Raw genomic sequence first — 17,825 nt, 5'->3', positions numbered from 1 at the left:
ACGCCATGGCCCAGTTCACCGCCGACGACCTGATGTTCAAGCCGGGCCTGATGAGCGGCGAACGGATCCTGATCACCGGCGGCGGCACGGGCCTGGGCAAGGTGATGGCCGAGGCGCTGCTGATCCTGGGCGCAGAGGTCTATATCTGCGGTCGCCGCGGCGGGGTCGTCGAGGCGACCGCCCGTGAGCTGATGGACGCCCATGGCGGCAAGTGCGTGGGCCTAGCCTGCGACATCCGCGTGCCGGAGGCGATCGCCGAGATGCTGGACGTCATCTGGGCCGACGGCGGGGCGCTGAGCGGGCTGGTCAACAACGCCGCCGGCAACTTCATCAGCCGCACCCAGGACCTGTCGCCGCGCGGCTTCGACGCCATCGCCAACATCGTGTTCCGCGGCTCGTTCTTCGTCACCCTGGAGTGCGGCAAGCGCTGGATCGCCGAAGGGCGGCGGGCCTCGGTGATCTCGATCCTGACCACCTGGATCTGGAACGGCGGGCCGTTCACCGTGCCCTCGGCGATGTCGAAGGCCGGGATCGCCACCATGAGCCAGTCGCTGGCGGTCGAGTGGGGCCAGCACGGCATCCGGTTCAACAACATCGCTCCGGGCCCGTTCCCGACCGAAGGCATGAGCGCACGGCTCAACCCCGGCCAGAGCCAGGAAACGGGCGGCGCCTATTCCGACATGAGCGGCAACCCCATGGGCCGGGTCGGCGAGATGCGCGAACTGGCCAATCTGGCGGTCTATCTGCTGCACCCGCTGTCGGCCTATGTGAACGGCCAGACCATCGCCATCGACGGCGCCGCCTGGCAGGCCTCTGGGGGCAACTTCTCGCGCCTGGCCGGCTGGGGCGACGCCGAATGGGCCGCCGCCCGGGAGGCGATCCAGACCACCAACGCCAAGGACCGCGCCGCCCGGACGGTGTGAGCACGGGCCCTTGGCAGCCGAGAGCCGCTTGCTCCGAACCCGGAGCGTTTCGGCAGCTTGGCTTCCGCCTCGCCCTGGTCGTAATATGACGGGCGTCACCTTTCCGAGTCAGGCCTGAGATGTCCGAAGCCGCCTATCTTCCCGCCGGCAAGCGCGAACTGACCAAGGTCGCCAACCGGCAGGCCATCCTCAACGCCGCCCGCAAGGTGTTCGGGGACCTCGGATACGAGACCGCCACGGTGCGCGACATCATCCGCGGGACAGGCCTGGCCGCGGGGACCTTCTACAACTACTTCAAATCCAAGGATGAGGTGTACCTGGCCCTGGCCAGCGAAGGGGCGCGGCAGTTCGCGCCGCTGCTCAAGGCCCAGCGCGCGCAGTCGGCCAATTGGGAAGAGTTCGTCCATGCGGCGATCGAGGCCTATTTCCTGTTCCTGGCCGACGCCCACAAGAGCTGGCTGAGCCAGCGCCCGGCCGGAGAGACCCAGCCGCACGTGCATGGCGAGACCCCGGAGATGTCCGCGGTCTTCGAGGAGGTGCGCGCGGCCATCGTCGAGGAAATGAACGACGGCGAGGCGAGCTCCACCGACCCCGATTACCTGGCGGCCGCCTGCATCGCCATCGCCCGCGACGTCGGCGAGAAGATGCTGGCCCGCCGCCCGATCGACACCAAGGGCGCGACCGCCTTCGCCGTGGCGATGATCCAGGGCGGGCTCAACGGCCTGCGGCAGGCCGAAGGATAGCCGGGGTGGCGAGTCTCCAGCGCACGCTTGCCCGCACCCTGCTGTCGCTGCCCTCGCCGATCCTGCGCCTGATGTCCGGCGGCGCGGCTGTCTATCGCGGCGGACGCACGCTGGATCCGCGCTTCCAGTTCATGGCCGCCCAGGCCGCGCGCATGCCGGCGATGACCTCGCTGTCGCCTGAGGAGGCCCGCCGGACAAGCGCCGAGGGCGCCCGGGTCTATGGCGGCCGTCCGGAGCCCGGCGTGCGCGTCGAGCCGCTGACCATCCCGGCGCCGGACCGCAGTATTCCGGCCCGCCTTTACCGGCCCGAGCGGCCGGACCCGAACGCGCCGGCCATCGTATTCGCCCACTTCGGCGGCGGGGTGATCGGCGACCTAGAGACCAGCCACGCTTTCTGCGGCATCCTGGCCAAGGTGACCCGGGCGCCGGTGGTTTCTGTCGAGTACCGGCTGGCCCCCGAGCATCGGTTCCCGGCCGGCCTAGAGGACGTCCTGGCGACTTACAGGTACGTCCGCGACCACGCCGCGCAGTTCGGCGCGCCGAGCGGCCAGGCGGTGATCGGCGGCGACTCGATGGGCGGCAACTTCGCGGCCGTGATCTGCCAGGAGCTGGCCCGCGCCGGCGAACCCCAGCCAGCCCTGCAGCTGCTGATCTATCCGTGCGTCGACGTCGCCAGCCAGAGCGCCTCGATGACCACCTATGCCGAGGCGTTCCCGCTGTCGCGGCCGCTGATGGACTGGTTCATGGGGCACTATATGGGCCTGGGCGCCGATCCCGCCGATCCGCGGCTGTCGCCCATCCGTGAAGCCGACCTCGCCGGGCTGGCGCCCGCAGTCGTGGTCACCGCCGGCTTCGACCCGCTGGTCGACCAGGGCGAGGCCTATGCGCGGCGCCTGCGCGGCGCCGGCGTGCCGGTGATCTATCGCTGCTATGACGCCATGGCCCACGGGTTCACCGCCTTCACCGGCGTAGTCCCCTGCGCCGACGTGGCGTGTCGGGAGGTTGCGGGCCTGGTCCGCGAAGGTCTGGAGGGACGTATTGCGCGCGCTGCTGGTTGAGGAACTGAAGCCTGAGTACGGCGGCTGCGTGCTGAAGGAGATAGAGACCCCTGCCCCGGGCCCCGGCGAGGTGCAGGTCAGGGTGCGGGCCGCGGCGGTGAACTTTCCCGACCTGCTGCAGACCCGCGGCGAGTACCAGCACAAGCCGCCGCTCCCCTTCATTCCCGGCCTGGAGATCGCCGGCGAGGTCAGCGCCCTGGGCGAGGGTGTCGAGCAGTTCCAGATCGGCGAGCCGGTGGTCGGCGGGGCGCGGGTCGGGGGATTCTCGGAATACGCCGTCACCCCCGCCGCGGGTCTGCGCCGCAAGCCCGAGGGCCTGTCGTTCAGCCAGGCGGCAGGGTACGCGACGGCCTATCTGACGGCCTATGTCTCGCTGGTCCGCCGCGCGGCGGTGCAGCCCGGCGAGTGGGTGCTGGTGCACGGCGCGGCCGGCGGCGTCGGCCTGGCGGCGGTGGACCTCGCCAAGCACCTCGGCTGCAGGGTGATCGCGGCCTCGGCCTCGGACGACAAACTGGCCATCGTCGAGCGCGAGTATCGTCCCGACGCCGTCGTCAACGTCACCGGCGGCTTCCGCGAGAAGGTCAAGGAGATCACCGGCGGACGCGGCGCGAACGTAATCTACGACCCCGTCGGCGGCGATGTGTTCGACGAGAGCACCCGCTGCATCGCCTTCGACGGCCGCCTGCTGGTGGTCGGCTTCGCCTCGGGCCGGCTGCCGGTGCTGCCCGTCAACATGGCGCTGATCAAGGGTTTCTCGGTGATGGGCGTGCGGGCCGGCGAATACGGCCGCCAGTTCCCCGAGAAGGGCCGCGAGAACCAGGCCGCGATCTGGGACCTGGCGGCGCAGATGAAGCCGCGGGTCGACCACGAGTACCCGCTGAGCGACTGGCGCGCGGCCTTCGACTCGCTGGCCGAGCGCAAGGTGGTCGGCAAAACCATCGTGCGGCCCGACCTCTGAGCTATATATTCGGTTCATGACCGTCGAACACGAACACGAACTCGAGGGCCTTAAGGCCGCTGGCCGGCTGGTGGCGCGGACCCTGGAGGCCATGGGCAAGGCGCTGGAGCCAGGCATCACCACCCGCGAGCTGGACCAGCTGGGCCGGCGGATGCTGGAGCTGGAGGGCGCCCGCTCGGCGCCGGAGCTGACCTACAACTTCCCCGGCGCGACCTGCATCTCGGTCGCCCCCGACTGCGCGCACGGGATTCCCGACGATCGGCGCATCGAGGCCGGGACCCTGGTGAATATCGACGTCTCGGCCGAGCTCAACGGCTTCTTCGGCGACACCGGGGCCAGCTTCGCGGTGCCGCCGGTCAAGCCGAACATCGAGCGGCTGTGCCGCGACGGCCGCCGCGCCATGTGGGCCGGCATCCGCGCCGTGCGCCCGGGCGTCAAGCTCAACGAGGTCGGCAAGGCCATCCAGGGCTTCGCCGACAAGAACGGCTACTCGCTGGTCACCAACCTGGCCAGCCACGGCGTGGGGCGCTCGCTGCACGACGAACCGGCCGAGATTCCGACCTGGTGGGAGCCGGGCGACCGCCGCCGGATTCACGAGGGCCTGGTGTTCACCATCGAGCCGTTCCTGTCGCTCGGCGCCGACTGGGTCGAGGAGGGCGACGACGGCTGGACCCTGACCCCGCCGGGCCACGAACCGACCGTCCAATACGAACATACCCTGGTCGCGACCCGTCGCGGACCGATTATCTTGACCTTGGCGGCCTGAAAACACGGGAGAAGGTTGACTCCTCTCCCTGCACCCCTTAGGAACCGCCGCTCAATTTTATACCGGAGTTGATCTCGTGAAGCGGACTTTCCAACCGTCCCGACTGGTGCGTGCACGCCGTCACGGTTTCCGCGCGCGCATGGCTACGAAGAACGGCGCCAAGATCGTGGCTCGCCGTCGCGCCAAGGGCCGCAAGCGCCTGACCGCCTAAGACGCATCCGCGTCTTGGAGCCTAAGGTGTCGGCATGACCGACGCCCCAAAAGTCATCGAACGCATTCAGAAGCGCTCGGACTTTCTCGCCGCCGCGCGGGCGTCTTCGCACGCCGAGGGCGCGGTGGTGATGCAGGCCCGTGACCGGGCCGACGATTCCCCCGTCATTCGCGTCGGCTTCACCGCCACCCGCAAGATCGGCGGCGCCGTCGTGCGCAACCGCGCCAAGCGGCGCATGCGCGCCGCCGCGCAGGCGATTTTGCCGCAACTCGGCAAGCCCGGCTTTGACTATGTTTTGATCGCTCGCAACGGCGCGCCCACCCGGGCGTGGCCGCGTTTGCTTGACGATGTGAAAACCGCGCTGATAAGCCTCGCGGCCGAAAGCGACAGCCCATCCCGCGCCTCGCAGCGCGCCCCTTCTTCTTCCGCCTGAGCGCGCGTCCCCATGCAAGAGAACAACAACCGCAACACGATCATCTTCGTGGTCAGCGCGGTTCTGATCCTGATCGCCTACCAGTTCTTCGTGCTGGATCCGGCCGCCAAGAAGCGCAGCGCCGAGGCCGCGCGCCAGAAGGCCGCCGCCGCCGAGGTGCAGGCCGCTTCGGGCGCGACGCCGGCCCTGCCCGGCGCGCCCAGCGCCAAGCCCGGCCCGGTCGTGGTGTCGCGCCAGGACGCCGCCGCCGCCAGCGCGCGCGCGCCGATCGCGACGCCGGCCCTGGCCGGCTCGGTCTCGCTGCGCGGGGCGCGGATCGACGACCTGTTCCTCAAGAACTACCGCGTGGCGGTGGCCAAGGACTCGCCGCCGGTCGAGCTGCTGCGCCCCGAGGGCGCCAAGTACGCCTTCTTCGCCGAATTCGGCTGGACAGGGGCCAACCTGCCCGGCCTGCCCAACGCCGACACCGTCTGGCAGGTGGTCGAGGGCTCGACCCTCGCGCCCGGCCAGCCGCTGGTGCTGCGCACCTCGAACGGCCAGGGCCTGACCTTCACGCGCAAGCTCGAGGTCGACGACAAGTTCATGTTCACGGTGACCGACACCGTGGCCAACACCGGCGCCGGGTCGGTGACCCTGGCCCCCTACGCCTCGGTCCAGCGCCAGGGCGTGCCGGCCGAGCTGGGACGCAACCAGATCGTCCACGAGGGCGCGATCGGCTGGCTGGGCGGCGAACTGCGCCAGCTGAAGTACGCCAAGTGGCTGAAGGAGGGCGGCCTCAACGTGTCGTCCGTCGGCGGCTGGACCGGCATCACCGACAAGTACTGGCTGACCGCCCTGATCCCCGATCAAAAGGAACATATCCAGAGCCAGTATCGGGTGACCAAGTCGCTCGCCGCCGACATCTATGAAGCCAACTATGTCGGTCGTCCGCACATCATCCCGGCCGGCAAGCAGGTCACCGAGGTCACCCGCCTGTTCGCCGGCGCCAAGACCGTGCCGCTGCTGAAGGAATACGAGACCAAGCTCGGCGTGCCGCACCTGGACATGGCCGTGGACTGGGGGAACTTCTGGTTCATCACCCGCCCGATGTTCATGTTCCTGGACTTCATCTTCCAGAAGGTCGGCAACTTCGGCATCGCCATCCTGCTGCTGACCGTGGCGGTGAAGCTGATCTTCTTCCCGCTGGCCAACAAGAGCTACGAGTCGCTCACCAAGATGAAGAAGGTGCAGCCGCAGGTCGAAGCGCTGCGCACGAAGTTCAAGGAAGATCCGGCCAAGCAGCAGCAGGAGCTGATGGCCCTGTACCAGCGCGAGAAGATCAACCCGCTGACTGGCTGTCTGCCGATGCTGGTCCAGATCCCGGTCTTCTACGGCCTCTACAAGGTGCTGACCGTCACCATCGAAATGCGTCACGCGCCGTTCTTCGGCTGGATCCAGGACCTGTCGGCCAAGGACCCGCTGACCATCTGGAACCTGTTCGGCCTGCTGCCCTACAACCCGGCGACCGTGCCGGTGATCGGGTCGATCCTGAATTCCGACCTGCTGCACCTTGGTCCCATGGCGCTGCTGTACGGCGTGACCATGTACCTCTCGACGGCGATGAACCCGCCGCAGCCGGACCCGATCCAGCAAAAGATCTTCCAGTTCATGCCGGTGATGTTCACCTTCATCATGGCGCCGTTCGCGGTCGGCCTGCTGATCTACTGGACGTGGTCGAACGTGCTGACGATCCTGCAGCAGTACGTGATCATGCGCCGGTTCAAGGTCGACAATCCGATCGACCAGATCATCGCCAAGGTCACCGGCAAGCCGAAGGAAGTCGGGTGAGCCAGGATCCGCTCTTTTCCGAGGACGAACTGGAAGCCGCGCGCGTGCTGTTCGCTCGGCAGGCCAGCTTCCTCATGGGAGCGGTCTCGATCGACGGCCTGCCGCCGGGCGACCTGCCCGAGGTCGCCTTCGCCGGCCGCTCGAACGTCGGCAAGTCGTCGCTGATCAACGCTCTCGTCGGCCACAAGGGCCTGGCCCGCGCCTCCAACGAGCCGGGCCGCACCCGCGAGCTGAACTTCTTCATGCTGGACGAGCGGCTGCGGCTGGTCGACCTACCCGGCTACGGCTGGGCGAAGGCCTCGAAGGTCGAGGTGAAGAAGTTCCAGAACCTGGGCCGCGACTTCCTGCGCGGCCGCGCCAACCTCAAGCGCGCCTATCTGCTGATCGACGCCCGCCACGGCCTGAAGGCGGTGGACGAGGAGCCGATGGCCGCCTTCGACAAGGCCGCGGTCTCCTACCAGATCATCCTGACCAAGGCCGACAAGCTGAAGCCCGCCGAGGTCGAGGCGGTGCGCCTGCGCACCGAGGCGGCGATCCGGAAGCGCCCGGCGGCGTTCCCGCGGGTGCTGGCCACCTCGTCCGAAAAGGGCGTCGGCATCCCGGAGCTGCGGGCCGAGATCATGTCGGCCTGCGAGATCACGCTTTAGGTCGCGACGCCGCGCTGACGCGGGGTCAGTCTTTGCGGGCCCGGATGTCCATGGAACAACGGCGGGAAGGAAACGCCCAGGACCGCCACCATGCTCTCGACCGCCGCCCGCACGGCCTATGACGCCGACCTCGACCTGTTCCGCGACCAGGTGCGCAAGTTCTTCGACAAGGAGCTCTACCCGCACCTCGACCGCTGGGAAGAGGACGGCATCGTCGATCGCGAGTTCTGGAAGGCGTACGGCGCGGCGGGACTGCTCTGCCCGCAGGTTCCGGCCGAGTACGGCGGGCTGGGCCTCGACTACCGCTACAACGCGGTGATCGGCGAGGAGCTGTCCTATGCCGGCTCGTCGGCCGGGGTGACCCTGCAGTCGGACATCACCGTCGACTACATCATCAACTACGGCTCCGAAGAACAGAAGCAGCGGCTGCTGCCGGGCATGGTCTCGGGCGAAATCGTCACCGCCATCGCCATGACCGAGCCGGGCACCGGTTCGGACCTGCAGGGCGTGAAGACCACGGCCATCCGCGACGGCAACCACTACGTCCTCAACGGCAGCAAGACCTACATCACCAACGGCCAGAACGCCGACGTGGTGATCGTGGTCGCCAAGACTGACCCCAGCCTGGGCTCGAAGGGCATCTCGCTGATCCTGGTCGAGCGCGGAACCCCGGGCTTCGAGCGCGGCCGCAACCTGGACAAGGTCGGCCAGAACTCGGCCGACACCTCCGAGCTGTTCTTCAACGACGTGCGGGTTCCGATCACCAACTGCCTGGGCGAGGAAGGCCGCGGCTTCGCCTACCTGATGAACCAGCTGGCCCAGGAGCGGCTGCAGATCGCCATCGCCGGCCAGGCCGGCGCCCAGCGCGCCTTCGACGAGGCGGTGAAATTCACCAAGGAGCGCAAGGCCTTCGGCCAGTCGATCTTCGACTTCCAGAACACCCGCTTCACCCTGGCGGCCCTGAAGGCCAAGCTGCAGGCCGGCTGGGCGCACCTGGACTGGGCGATCGCCCGCCACGTGGCCGGCAAGCTGGACGCCGCCGAAGCCTCGGCCGCCAAGCTGTTCCACACTGAGCTGCAATGGGAGGCCTGCGACATCGCCCTGCAGCTGCACGGCGGGGCCGGCTACATGAACGAGTATCCGATCGCCCGGCTGTGGCGCGACGCGCGGGTCCAGCGGATCTATGGCGGCACGTCCGAGATCATGAAGGAAGTGGTCGCCCGGTCGATCTGAGGGCCGCGCACCCGACTCCGGCCCTCCAGGCGGTGACAGGGGGCCGCAGGTCCGCTATCGGAGCCCCCACAGCGCGCGAGCCTTCGCGCCTGGCTTAGTGTGGCGGAGCCGCGGACGGCTCCTGGAGGGTTGCGACCTTGACCGACGACGCCGAAGAACAGGGCTGGGCCACCGCCAAGACCCTCGCCGAGGCCCTGCCCTACATCCAGATCTACGACCGCGAGGTCGTGACGATCAAATACGGCGGCCACGCCATGGGCGAGGAGAGCGTCGCCAAGCTGTTCGCGGCCGACGCGGTGCTGCTGAAGATGCTCGGCGTGCATCCGGTCGTGGTGCACGGCGGCGGGCCGCAGATCTCGCGGATGCTCGACAAGGCCGGCGTGAAGTCGACCTTCATCGACGGCCTGCGGGTGACCGACGAGGCCACCATGGAGGTCGCCGAGATGGTGCTGTCGGGCGCCATCAACAAGGAGATCGCCAACTGGATCACCCTGGCCGGGGCCGAGGCCGACGTGCGCGGCGTGGGCCTGTCGGGCAAGGACGCCCGGCTGATCACCGTCGAGAAGGCGCACCGCACCAAGAAGGACCCCGACAGCCAGATCGAACAGGTCGTCGACCTGGGCTTCGTCGGCGAGCCGACCCGGATCGACCCGAAGCTGATCGAGGCGCTGATCTACGCCGAAGAGGACTACATCCCGGTGGTCGCGCCGATCGGGGTGTCCGTGGAAGGCGAGACCTACAACATCAACGCTGACACCGTCGCCGGCGCCCTGGCCGGGGCGCTGAACGCCAAGCGCATGCTGCTGCTGACCGACGTGCGTGGGGTGCTGGACAAGAACGGCGAGCTGATCCGCCAGATGACCCTGGCGGAGGCCCGCGAGGCGATCGCCTCGGGCGTCGCCACCGGCGGCATGATCCCCAAGCTGGAGACCGCGATCGCCGCGGTCGAATCCGGCGTCGAGGCCGTGGTCATCCTGGATGGCCGCCGCCCGCATGCGATGCTGACCGAGCTCTTCACGGAACACGGCTCGGGCACGCTCATCCGCGCATGACCGCGGACCTGACGCATATCGACACCTGGCTGTTCGACCTGGACAACACCCTCTACCCTGAGGAGTCCGGGTTCATGCAGGGCGTCGAGAGCCGCATGACCGCCTTCGTGGCCAAGGTCACGGGGCTTGAGCATGACGCCGCCTACAGTCTGCAGAAGCACTATCTGGCCGAACACGGCCTGACGCTGAAGGGGCTGATGCTGCACCATGGCGTCGATCCCGCCGACTTCCACGCCCTGTTCCACGACCTGTCGCTGGACCTGCTGGCCAAGGACCCGGAACTGGTGGCCGCCATCGCGCGGCTGCCGGGGCGTCGGCTGATCTTCACCAACGCCGACGACAAGCACGCCGAGCGGGTGCTGGCGCACCTGAACCTGCGCGGGCTGTTCGACGACGTGTTCCACATCCACTCGTTCGGCTTCGCGCCCAAGCCCGACCCGCTGGGCTTCCAACGGATGATCGACGCCCACGGCCTGACGCCGGCCAGCACGGCCTTCTTCGAGGACTCCGAGCGCAACCTGCATCCGGCCGCGGACCTGGGCATGACCACGGTGCTGGTCGGCTCGCGCGCGCTCGCCTCCACCGCCGATTTCGTCCACCACCGCACCGAGAAGCTGACGCCGTTCCTGAGTTCGGCGCGCCTGAAGGAAACCGCCTGATGTCCGATGACCTGAAGTCCGTGATCGAAGCCGCCTGGGAAGCCCGCGACGGCGTCAACACCGCCACCAAGGGCCAGGTCCGCGAGGCCGTGGACGAAACCCTGAGCCGCCTCGACAGCGGCGCCCTGCGCGTCGCTTCGCGCGGCGAGGACGGCGTGTGGACCACCCACCAGTGGGCCAAGCAGGCGATCCTGCTGTCCTTCCGCCTGAACGCCAACGTGCTGATGGATGCGCCGGCCCCCGGCCCCTACTGGGACAAGGTGCCGTCCAAGTTCACCGGCTGGGACGCCGCCCGCTTCGAAGCCGCCGGCTTCCGCGCGGTGCCCGGCGCCGTCGTCCGCCGCGGCGCCTTCATCGCCCGCAACACCGTGCTGATGCCCTCGTTCGTGAACATCGGCGCCTTCGTCGATGAGGGGACGATGGTCGACACCTGGGCGACGGTCGGGTCCTGCGCCCAGATCGGCAAGAACGTGCACCTGTCGGGCGGCGCGGGCATCGGCGGCGTGCTGGAGCCGCTGCAGGCCAATCCGACCATCATCGAGGACAACTGCTTCATCGGCGCCCGTTCGGAAGTCGCCGAGGGCGTGATCGTGCGCGAAGGCAGCGTGCTGTCGATGGGCACCTTCATCACCTCGACCACCCGCATCGTCGACCGCAAGACCGGCGAAGTGTTCCAGGGCGAGGTCCCGCCCTATTCGGTGATCATGCCCGGCTCGATGCCGAGCCCGTTCGGCGAAGGCCTGCCCTCGATCAACTGCGCGGTCATCGTCAAGACCGTCGACGAGCGCACCCGCTCCAAGACCTCGATCAACGAGCTGCTTCGCGACTGATTCTCTTGGTGATTCGCCCCGCACGCACGTGCAGGGCCGCTCTTCACACGCCCCGGCCGCGCCTATGCGGGCCGGGGCGTTTCATTTTGGGTCAGGCCCGCGCCCTCATCCACAGGAAAAGGCCCCAAGATCGGGGCTAATGCGCAATTAACTATAGCATTCGCTTCTCGCGATACTTCACCAAAGCTAGCTTCTCCAGTGACGCGAGCATCAGAAAGCAGACAACATCAATATCCCTAACGCGACACGCGGCGAGTTCGGAGCCCGTTGTTATTACAGGATATTGAATTTTGCCGGCGATGACTGGGGTCGACTGAAATTAACCTTAATGGAGCGCCCGAACCATGAGCCAAGCGCTATCCATCGCCGCCGTCGAAGCCTTCTCAGACGTTCTGCCGACTGAGCGCTCAGACCACGAAACCGCCAACTGGACCGAGCCCGCATCCGGCTATCTGGAGCAGGACGCCATGCGGTTCTTCTACCGCTGGGGCGGCCACCTCTCAGCGACCCTGATCAAGATCCGCTCGCGCTTCGACGGCGATCTCGACCAGTACCTGCTATACTTGGTCTTCCTGCTGGCCGAGATGTCGGAGTCGCTGCCGCGCGGGCCGCGCCCGCCGCCGACCTTCCGCCGACGGCGCGGCCTCAACGCCCTTAGTCTGGCCGACATCACCCAGATCCCGCGCGAAACGACGCGGCGCAAGCTGCTGGCCCTGGTCGAGCGCGGTCTGCTGGTGCGCGAGCCGGACGGCCTGTTCACCCTCGGCGAAGGCTACGACGTCGACCAGTTCTTCACGGACCTCAAGCCGCTGTTCTGGGACGCGGTGCGGACGGAGCGCTGACCGCGCTCCCCTATTCGAGATCGTCCAGCCGGCGCCACAGCCTGCGGATCGCGAGGGCGCGAAGCGCCGCGTCCTCGCTCTCGAGCGGCGCCATGCCCAACTTCTCGAGGCAATCGTTCAGCGCCAGCGGCTCGCGGCGCGACAGGCCGATGCCCTTGCGCCGCGCCACCGCCTGGAACCGCCGCCAAGCGCACTCGGCGCCGCTCGCCGCGGCCAGCGAGCCCTGGGGCAGCAGGCCGCCCTGTAGAACCCGATGAAACGCCACCAAGGTCGCCCCCCGGCAAAGCTTCATGGCCAGGCCGGTGAACGCCGCCTCCTCCATCGGATCGACGGACAGGTCCTCGCTGCAAACGCCGCCGTAAAGCGCCGTGGCGCCGCTCGACCGAACGAAGGCGCTGAGCACCACGTTGCCGCGATCATCGACGAAGGCGTACTGCAACACATGCTGGCGACTGTCGGCGGCGACCGAACGAACCGCAAAATAGATGTGATCGCTGGCCGAGACCTGATGCTCCGCCTTGGGCATGAATATCTGAGGCGGTAGTTGAGATCCTCGGACACTTCCTCCGCGCTCAAGAATGTCGATGATATCGACAACCGTCTCTGCAGACGCCAACGACGCTTTTTGCTTGAAAAAATTGAACATCGTTCGCCGTCTCCGTGAGCGGATAAGGCATAGTTCTTGAAGGGGCGTCCCAGGTCGATACAGTTACTTCCCATATCGGGTGGGTAAGCTTTCATTAAGCTACCCATTCCGGGCGCGGCGACTTGACGCCCGCGCGACTCAACGCCATTGCCCCGCGCGACGCTCGCCGCTACCAGCGAGCCATGCCGCAGCTCGATCCCGTCGCCCTGACCCAGGAACTCATTCGCCGCCCGTCGGTGACCCCCGCCGACGAAGGCGCCATGGACATCGTCCAGCGGACGCTGGAGGACCTGGGCTTTTCCTGCCGGCGGATGAAGTTCGGCGAGATCGAGAATCTCTACGCTCGCTATGGGACCGCCCGCCCGAACCTCTGCTTCGCCGGCCACACCGACGTGGTTCCGGTCGGCGACGCGGCGGCCTGGAGCCGCCAGGCCTTCGCCGCCGAGATCGTCGAGGGGATGCTGATCGGCCGCGGGGCGGTGGACATGAAGAGCGCAGTCGCGGCCTTCGCCGCCGCCGCGGCCAAGGCCATCGCCGCCGGCCAGGTGTCGGGCTCGCTGTCGTTCCTGATCACCGGCGACGAGGAAGGCGTGGCGACCCACGGCACCAAGATGGTGGTCGAGGCGTTGGCCGCCGAGGGCGAGGCCATCGACCACTGCGTGGTCGGCGAACCGTCGAGCGCCGAGACCTTCGGCGACATGATCAAGATCGGCCGCCGCGGCTCGATCAACACCTGGATCACGGTCGACGGCCGCCAGGGCCATGTCGCCTATCCGCACCGCGCGGCCAACCCGATCCCAGTGCTGATCGACCTGCTAGCGCGGCTGCAGAACCACGTGCTGGACGACGGCTACACCGGATTCCAACCGTCGAACCTGGAAGTCACCACGGTCGATGTCGGCAACGCCGCCACCAACGTCATTCCGGCCCAGGCCAAGGCGCGGCTGAACATCCGCTTCAATCCCGCCCACAAGGGCGGGGAGCTCGCCGCCTGGATCGAGGCCGAGGCCGCCAAGTCGCGGGACGGATTCGCCGGGACCATCACCGTCGAGCCGGTGATCAGCGGCGAGGCGTTCCTGACCGAGCCGGGGGCCTTCACCGACGTCGTCGCCGCCGCGGTGCAGGACGTCGCCGGCGCGGCGCCGGAGCTGTCGACCACCGGCGGCACCTCGGACGCGCGCTTTATCCGCGCGCTCTGCCCGGTGGTGGAGCTGGGCCTGGTCGGCAAGACGATGCACGCGGTCGACGAGCGCGCGCCGGTGCAGGAGATCCACGACCTGCAGAAGGTCTATGAGCGGCTGATCGAACGGTATTTCGCGACGTTCGGGTGACTCCAGATGCTCCCCCCTGGGGGGCTGTGGGCGCAGCCGACTTGGGGGGATTTCCAACTCCGCAGGCCCCCTCCGTCTCGGCGCTACGCGCCGAGCCACCTCCCCCAGAGGGGGAGGATCTTAGGGCCTCAATACTTCACGCCGGTCAGATAGAGGCCGTCGGCAGGGGCGACGGGGCCGCAGGCCTTGCGGTCGCGAGCCTCCAGCGCAGCGGCGACATCGTCGTGCGCCCAGCGGCCGACGCCGACCTCGGCCAGGGTGCCGGTCATCGAGCGGACCTGGCGATGCAGGAACGAGCGCGAGGCGAACTCCAGCAGCACGTACTCGCCCTCGCGCCAGGCGCGGGCGACGTCGAGCGTCTTCATCGGCGACTTCGCCTGGCACTGCATGTGGCGGAAGGTGGTGAAGTCGTGGTGGCCGATCAGCTGGCGGGCGGCAGCGTCCATCGCAGCAGCGTCCAGCGGCTTCTTGACGTGCCAGACCCGACCTTGGTCGAGGGCCGGCGGGCTCTTGCGGTTGAGGATGCGGTAGATGTAGCGCCGCTCGGTCGCCGAGAAACGCGCATGCCAGTCGCCGACCGCGATTTCGGCGTCCAGCACGGCGACCGGCTCGGGTACGAGGTGGGCGTTCATCGCGTCGCGCACGACCTCGGGCCGCCATTCCTTGTCGAGGTCGATGTGGATCACCTGGCCGGTGGCGTGGACGCCGGTGTCTGTGCGGCCGGCCGCCTGCAGGCGCAGGGTCTGCCCGCTGAACGCCTTCACCGCGCGCTCGATCGAGCCCTGGACCGACGGCAGGTCGTCCTGGGCCTGGAAGCCCTTGTAGGGCCGCCCGTCGTACTCGATGGTCAGCTTGTAGCGCGGCATCAGGCCAGCTCGGTCCCGGACGCGACGGGGGCGCCGCGCAGGAAGGTCTCGGCGTCCTGTGGCCCCTTGCCCTCGCGCTGGACCCGCAACAGGCGCACCGCGCCCTCGCCGCAGGCGATCAGCAGCGCGTCGTCCAACACCTGGCCCGGCGCGCCCTGGCCGTCCTCGAGGCGCGAGAGCAGCGCCTTGACCCGGACCGGGCCCTTGTCGGTCGGCAGCTCGAACCAGGCGCCGGGGAACGGCGACAGGCCGCGGATCTTGCGGTCGACCTCCACGGCCGGTTTGGTCCAGGCGATGCGCGCCTCCTTGGCGCGGATCTTCTTGGCGTAGGTCAGTCCCGCTTCCGCTTGGGGCGTGGCCCTCGCCTCGCCGCGCTCGACCGCGGCCATGGTCCGAGCCAGCAGGCCGGCGCCGACGGCGGCCAGCCGGTCGTGCAGGGTCGAGGCGGTCTCCAGGGCGTCGATGCGGACGGTCTCCGAGGCCAGCACCGGACCTTCGTCGAGGCCTTCGGTCATCTGCATGACTTCGACGCCGGTGACCTCGTCGCCGGCCATGATCGCCCGCTGGATGGGGGCGGCCCCGCGCCAGCGCGGCAGCAGCGAGGCATGCAGGTTGAAGCAGCCCAGGCGCGGCGCGTCGAGCACCGCGGCCGGCAGGATCTGGCCGAAGGCCACCACCACGCCGGCGTCGATCTGCAGCGCCGCGAAGGCTTCGATCTCGGCGGGGTCGCGCATGGAGAGCGGCGTGCGCACGGGGATGCCGCGCTCCTGAGCATAGGCATGGACCGGCGAGGGCTTGAGCGTCTGGCCGCGCCCGCGCGGCGCGGGCGGCTGGGAGTAGACGCAGACGACCTCGTGCCCAGCCTCGACCAAGGCGGCGAGGGCGGCGACGGCGAAGTCCGGAGTTCCGAGAAAGGCGATGCGCATCAGGGGTGCATGTAACGATGACGGATGAATTTAGGAACCTCAGGCAAGCTTCGCCGTTCTGAGAAGCACTCGGGAAGGGAGAACCAATCCATGCGTAATCTGATGATCGTCACCCTGGTCGCCTCGGGCCTCGCCCTCTCGGCCTGTTCGCAGGCCACCCAGGACCAGGCCAAGGCCACGGCCGATCAGGCCGCCGCCGACGCCAAGGCGGCGACCGACAAGGCCGCGGCTGACGCCAAGGCAGCCGCCGACAAGGCCGCCGCCGAGGCCCAGGCCGCCGCCGGAACCGTCGCCGCCGACACCAAGGCCGCCGCCGCCGACGCCAGCGTCGCGGCCAAGGACGCGGCCGCTGACGCCAAGGCCGCCGCCACCGGCGTGGCCAAGGACGCCAAGGCCGCGGTCCACGACGCGACCGCGCCGGACAAGCACTAACGGCCTCGCGCCTGCCTGGGCGTCCAGCTCGGGCAGGCGCGATGTTGGGCGATGCAACAGACCAGCGACATCGAGGCGCAGCTGGATGAAGACGTGGTCGCCCACTGCATCGCGCTGGCGCTCACCTATCATTCCCGCAAGCGCGTCGGCGCTAGGGGCGGAGCACCCAGGTGACCTCGCGAACCGCTGGAACGAAGCTCAGCCGCTCGAGGATGGGCCGGCTGGTGTCACGGGCCTCGATGCTGAGGTAGCGCAGGCCGCGCGCCTTGGCCGCGGCCGCGCGTGCGGCGACCAGGGTGCGATAAAGGCCCAGGCCGCGATAGGCCGGGACCACGCCGCCGCCGAACAGCAGGCCGAAGGGGCGGCCGTCGGCCATCTCCAGCCGCGCGGAGGCCGCAGCCTGGCCCTGCGCATAGGCCGTGAAGAGCACGAAATCGGGATCGCCCAGCTGCTGGCCGAACGCAGCCCTCTGCCATGGCTCTTCCTGGCCGAACGCCCGACCGTTGGCCTGGATGAAGTCGTCGAGATCTTCGAGGGTGCGCACCCGCCGCACCTCAGCGCCGGCGATGGGCGCCATGACGGGCGCGTCGTCCAGGTCCAGGAACATCAGGGTTCCGGACGGGTCCGGTTGAAAGCCCTCGTCAGCCAGGCAGGCGGACAGCCCAGACGGCTCGTCGTGGTCGTAGACCCGCCACAGCAGCTCTTCGCCCAGGGCCCGGAAATGCGCGGCGCAGTCCCGCACGGCGGCCTGCACGGTGTCGGCGCGCAGATCCCATGAGGAGACATAGTTGAAGGCGCCCGTCAGCAGGACGAGCGCGCCGAGGCGCTCCACCTTCGTGCCGGGCGCGGCCGCGGGACGTGCCCGCATCTCGGCGTCAAAGAGAGTGAGGGTCCAGTCGAGGTCCATATGAGCGAACCCCGATGACGGATCAGGCCGCGCGGGCCTGCTTCTTGACCTTGGCGACGGCGCGGTCGCGCTTCAGGCGCGACAGGTGGTCGATGAACAGCACGCCTTCGAGGTGGTCCATCTCGTGCTGGATGCAGACGGCGAACAGCCCGTCCGCGTCCTCCACCACTTCCTCGCCCTGATAGTTCAGGTACTTCAGCTTCACGCGGGCCGGGCGCTCGACCTCGTCATAGATGTCCGGGATCGACAGGCAGCCTTCCTCATAGGGGGCGGTGTCCTCGGAGCTCCAGACGATCTCGGGATTGACGAAGTAGCGCGGGGCCTTCTCCTCGTCAGGGCCGGCGATGTCCATGACGATCACGCGCTTGGGCACGCCGATCTGGATCGCGGCCAGGCCGATGCCGGGCGCGTCGTACATCGTCTCCAGCATGTCATCCATCAGCGCGCGCAGCTCGTCGTCCACCTTGGCGACGGGTTGCGAGACCTCTTTGAGGACCGGGTTCGGAACGACGAGAATTTCACGGATAGCCATAAA

Annotated in this window: 21 protein-coding genes; 16 read left to right on the top strand and 5 right to left on the bottom strand. The window is 68.5% G+C overall.

Annotated features, from left to right (window positions below; translation table 11 throughout):
• Positions 1–5 precede the first annotated feature (5 nt).
• From O4N75_RS03590 to O4N75_RS03525, 14 genes are all read left to right on the top strand, one after another.
• Positions 6–923 (top strand): SDR family oxidoreductase, encoded by a 918-nt coding sequence (locus O4N75_RS03590; RefSeq protein ID WP_269628004.1) that lies wholly within the window; start codon positions 6–8, stop codon positions 921–923.
• A 119-nt stretch (positions 924–1,042) separates the two neighbouring features.
• The gene (locus O4N75_RS03585; RefSeq protein ID WP_269628003.1) at positions 1,043–1,666 is read left to right on the top strand and encodes a TetR/AcrR family transcriptional regulator; all 624 of its coding nucleotides are present in this window, start codon (positions 1,043–1,045) and stop codon (positions 1,664–1,666) included.
• A gap of 5 nt (positions 1,667–1,671) precedes the next feature.
• Positions 1,672–2,724 (top strand): alpha/beta hydrolase, encoded by a 1,053-nt coding sequence (locus O4N75_RS03580; protein WP_269628002.1) that lies wholly within the window; start codon positions 1,672–1,674, stop codon positions 2,722–2,724.
• Positions 2,705–3,682, top strand: a complete 978-nt coding sequence (locus tag O4N75_RS03575; protein WP_269628001.1) for an NADPH:quinone oxidoreductase family protein — start codon at positions 2,705–2,707, stop codon at positions 3,680–3,682. The genes O4N75_RS03580 and O4N75_RS03575 overlap by 20 nt, the downstream gene beginning before the upstream one ends.
• Before the next feature lie 16 nt (positions 3,683–3,698).
• Positions 3,699–4,448 carry a type I methionyl aminopeptidase gene (map, locus tag O4N75_RS03570; RefSeq protein ID WP_269628000.1) on the top strand — a complete coding sequence of 250 codons (750 nt, stop codon included), beginning with the start codon at positions 3,699–3,701 and terminating at the stop codon, positions 4,446–4,448.
• Between the two features lie 76 nt (positions 4,449–4,524).
• Positions 4,525–4,659, top strand: a complete 135-nt coding sequence (gene rpmH / locus O4N75_RS03565) for a 50S ribosomal protein L34 (protein WP_056017364.1) — start codon at positions 4,525–4,527, stop codon at positions 4,657–4,659.
• Positions 4,660–4,693: 34 nt separating this feature from the next.
• Positions 4,694–5,092, top strand: a complete 399-nt coding sequence (gene rnpA, locus O4N75_RS03560; protein ID WP_269627999.1) for a ribonuclease P protein component — start codon at positions 4,694–4,696, stop codon at positions 5,090–5,092.
• A gap of 12 nt (positions 5,093–5,104) precedes the next feature.
• Positions 5,105–6,919 carry a membrane protein insertase YidC gene (gene yidC / locus O4N75_RS03555; protein ID WP_269627998.1) on the top strand — a complete coding sequence of 605 codons (1,815 nt, stop codon included), beginning with the start codon at positions 5,105–5,107 and terminating at the stop codon, positions 6,917–6,919.
• On the top strand, positions 6,916–7,566 hold the full coding sequence (gene yihA / locus O4N75_RS03550) for a ribosome biogenesis GTP-binding protein YihA/YsxC (RefSeq protein WP_269627997.1): 651 nt from the start codon (positions 6,916–6,918) through the stop codon (positions 7,564–7,566). Before yidC ends, yihA begins: the two co-directional genes overlap by 4 nt.
• Before the next feature lie 90 nt (positions 7,567–7,656).
• The gene (locus O4N75_RS03545; RefSeq protein WP_269627996.1) at positions 7,657–8,799 is read left to right on the top strand and encodes an acyl-CoA dehydrogenase family protein; all 1,143 of its coding nucleotides are present in this window, start codon (positions 7,657–7,659) and stop codon (positions 8,797–8,799) included.
• A 137-nt stretch (positions 8,800–8,936) separates the two neighbouring features.
• Positions 8,937–9,851, top strand: coding sequence for an acetylglutamate kinase (argB, locus tag O4N75_RS03540; protein WP_269627995.1), 915 nt, complete (start codon positions 8,937–8,939; stop codon positions 9,849–9,851).
• Positions 9,848–10,510, top strand: coding sequence for a pyrimidine 5'-nucleotidase (locus O4N75_RS03535; RefSeq protein WP_269627994.1), 663 nt, complete (start codon positions 9,848–9,850; stop codon positions 10,508–10,510). Before argB ends, O4N75_RS03535 begins: the two co-directional genes overlap by 4 nt.
• Complete coding sequence (gene dapD / locus O4N75_RS03530; RefSeq protein WP_267233095.1) at positions 10,510–11,340, top strand: 2,3,4,5-tetrahydropyridine-2,6-dicarboxylate N-succinyltransferase; 831 nt, start codon at positions 10,510–10,512, stop codon at positions 11,338–11,340. Before O4N75_RS03535 ends, dapD begins: the two co-directional genes overlap by 1 nt.
• A gap of 344 nt (positions 11,341–11,684) precedes the next feature.
• On the top strand, positions 11,685–12,182 hold the full coding sequence (locus O4N75_RS03525) for a hypothetical protein (RefSeq protein WP_269627993.1): 498 nt from the start codon (positions 11,685–11,687) through the stop codon (positions 12,180–12,182).
• Between the two features lie 10 nt (positions 12,183–12,192).
• Here O4N75_RS03525 and O4N75_RS03520 read toward each other — a convergent pair whose 3' ends face one another.
• Positions 12,193–12,828: a hypothetical protein gene (locus O4N75_RS03520; protein ID WP_269627992.1), complete on the bottom strand. Its 636-nt coding sequence runs from the start codon at positions 12,826–12,828 to the stop codon at positions 12,193–12,195.
• A gap of 182 nt (positions 12,829–13,010) precedes the next feature.
• On the opposite strand from O4N75_RS03520, the gene dapE reads away from it, so the two are divergent.
• Positions 13,011–14,159 carry a succinyl-diaminopimelate desuccinylase gene (gene dapE / locus O4N75_RS03515; RefSeq protein WP_269629431.1) on the top strand — a complete coding sequence of 383 codons (1,149 nt, stop codon included), beginning with the start codon at positions 13,011–13,013 and terminating at the stop codon, positions 14,157–14,159.
• 128 nt (positions 14,160–14,287) lie between these two features.
• Here dapE and truA read toward each other — a convergent pair whose 3' ends face one another.
• Both truA and fmt read right to left on the bottom strand, forming a co-directional pair.
• On the bottom strand, positions 14,288–15,025 hold the full coding sequence (gene truA, locus O4N75_RS03510; protein WP_269627991.1) for a tRNA pseudouridine(38-40) synthase TruA: 738 nt from the start codon (positions 15,023–15,025) through the stop codon (positions 14,288–14,290).
• Entirely contained in the window at positions 15,025–15,951 is a 927-nt protein-coding gene (fmt, locus tag O4N75_RS03505) for a methionyl-tRNA formyltransferase (RefSeq protein WP_269627990.1), read from the bottom strand. The genes truA and fmt overlap by 1 nt, the downstream gene beginning before the upstream one ends.
• A 90-nt stretch (positions 15,952–16,041) precedes the next feature.
• Here fmt and O4N75_RS03500 point away from each other — a divergent pair, with 90 nt between their 5' ends.
• Positions 16,042–16,383: a hypothetical protein gene (locus tag O4N75_RS03500; protein WP_269627989.1), complete on the top strand. Its 342-nt coding sequence runs from the start codon at positions 16,042–16,044 to the stop codon at positions 16,381–16,383.
• A gap of 151 nt (positions 16,384–16,534) precedes the next feature.
• On the opposite strand, the gene O4N75_RS03495 is transcribed toward O4N75_RS03500, so the two are convergent.
• Complete coding sequence (locus O4N75_RS03495; RefSeq protein WP_269627988.1) at positions 16,535–17,251, bottom strand: GNAT family N-acetyltransferase; 717 nt, start codon at positions 17,249–17,251, stop codon at positions 16,535–16,537.
• 61 nt (positions 17,252–17,312) lie between these two features.
• Complete coding sequence (gene def, locus O4N75_RS03490) at positions 17,313–17,822, bottom strand: peptide deformylase (protein ID WP_269627987.1); 510 nt, start codon at positions 17,820–17,822, stop codon at positions 17,313–17,315.
• Between the last annotated feature and the right edge of the window lie 3 nt (positions 17,823–17,825).

It is taken from the genome of Phenylobacterium sp. NIBR 498073, from assembly GCF_027286305.1.
In the GTDB taxonomy this organism is placed as follows: domain Bacteria; phylum Pseudomonadota; class Alphaproteobacteria; order Caulobacterales; family Caulobacteraceae; genus Phenylobacterium.
This window is presented reverse-complemented; position numbering and strand designations above follow the sequence as displayed.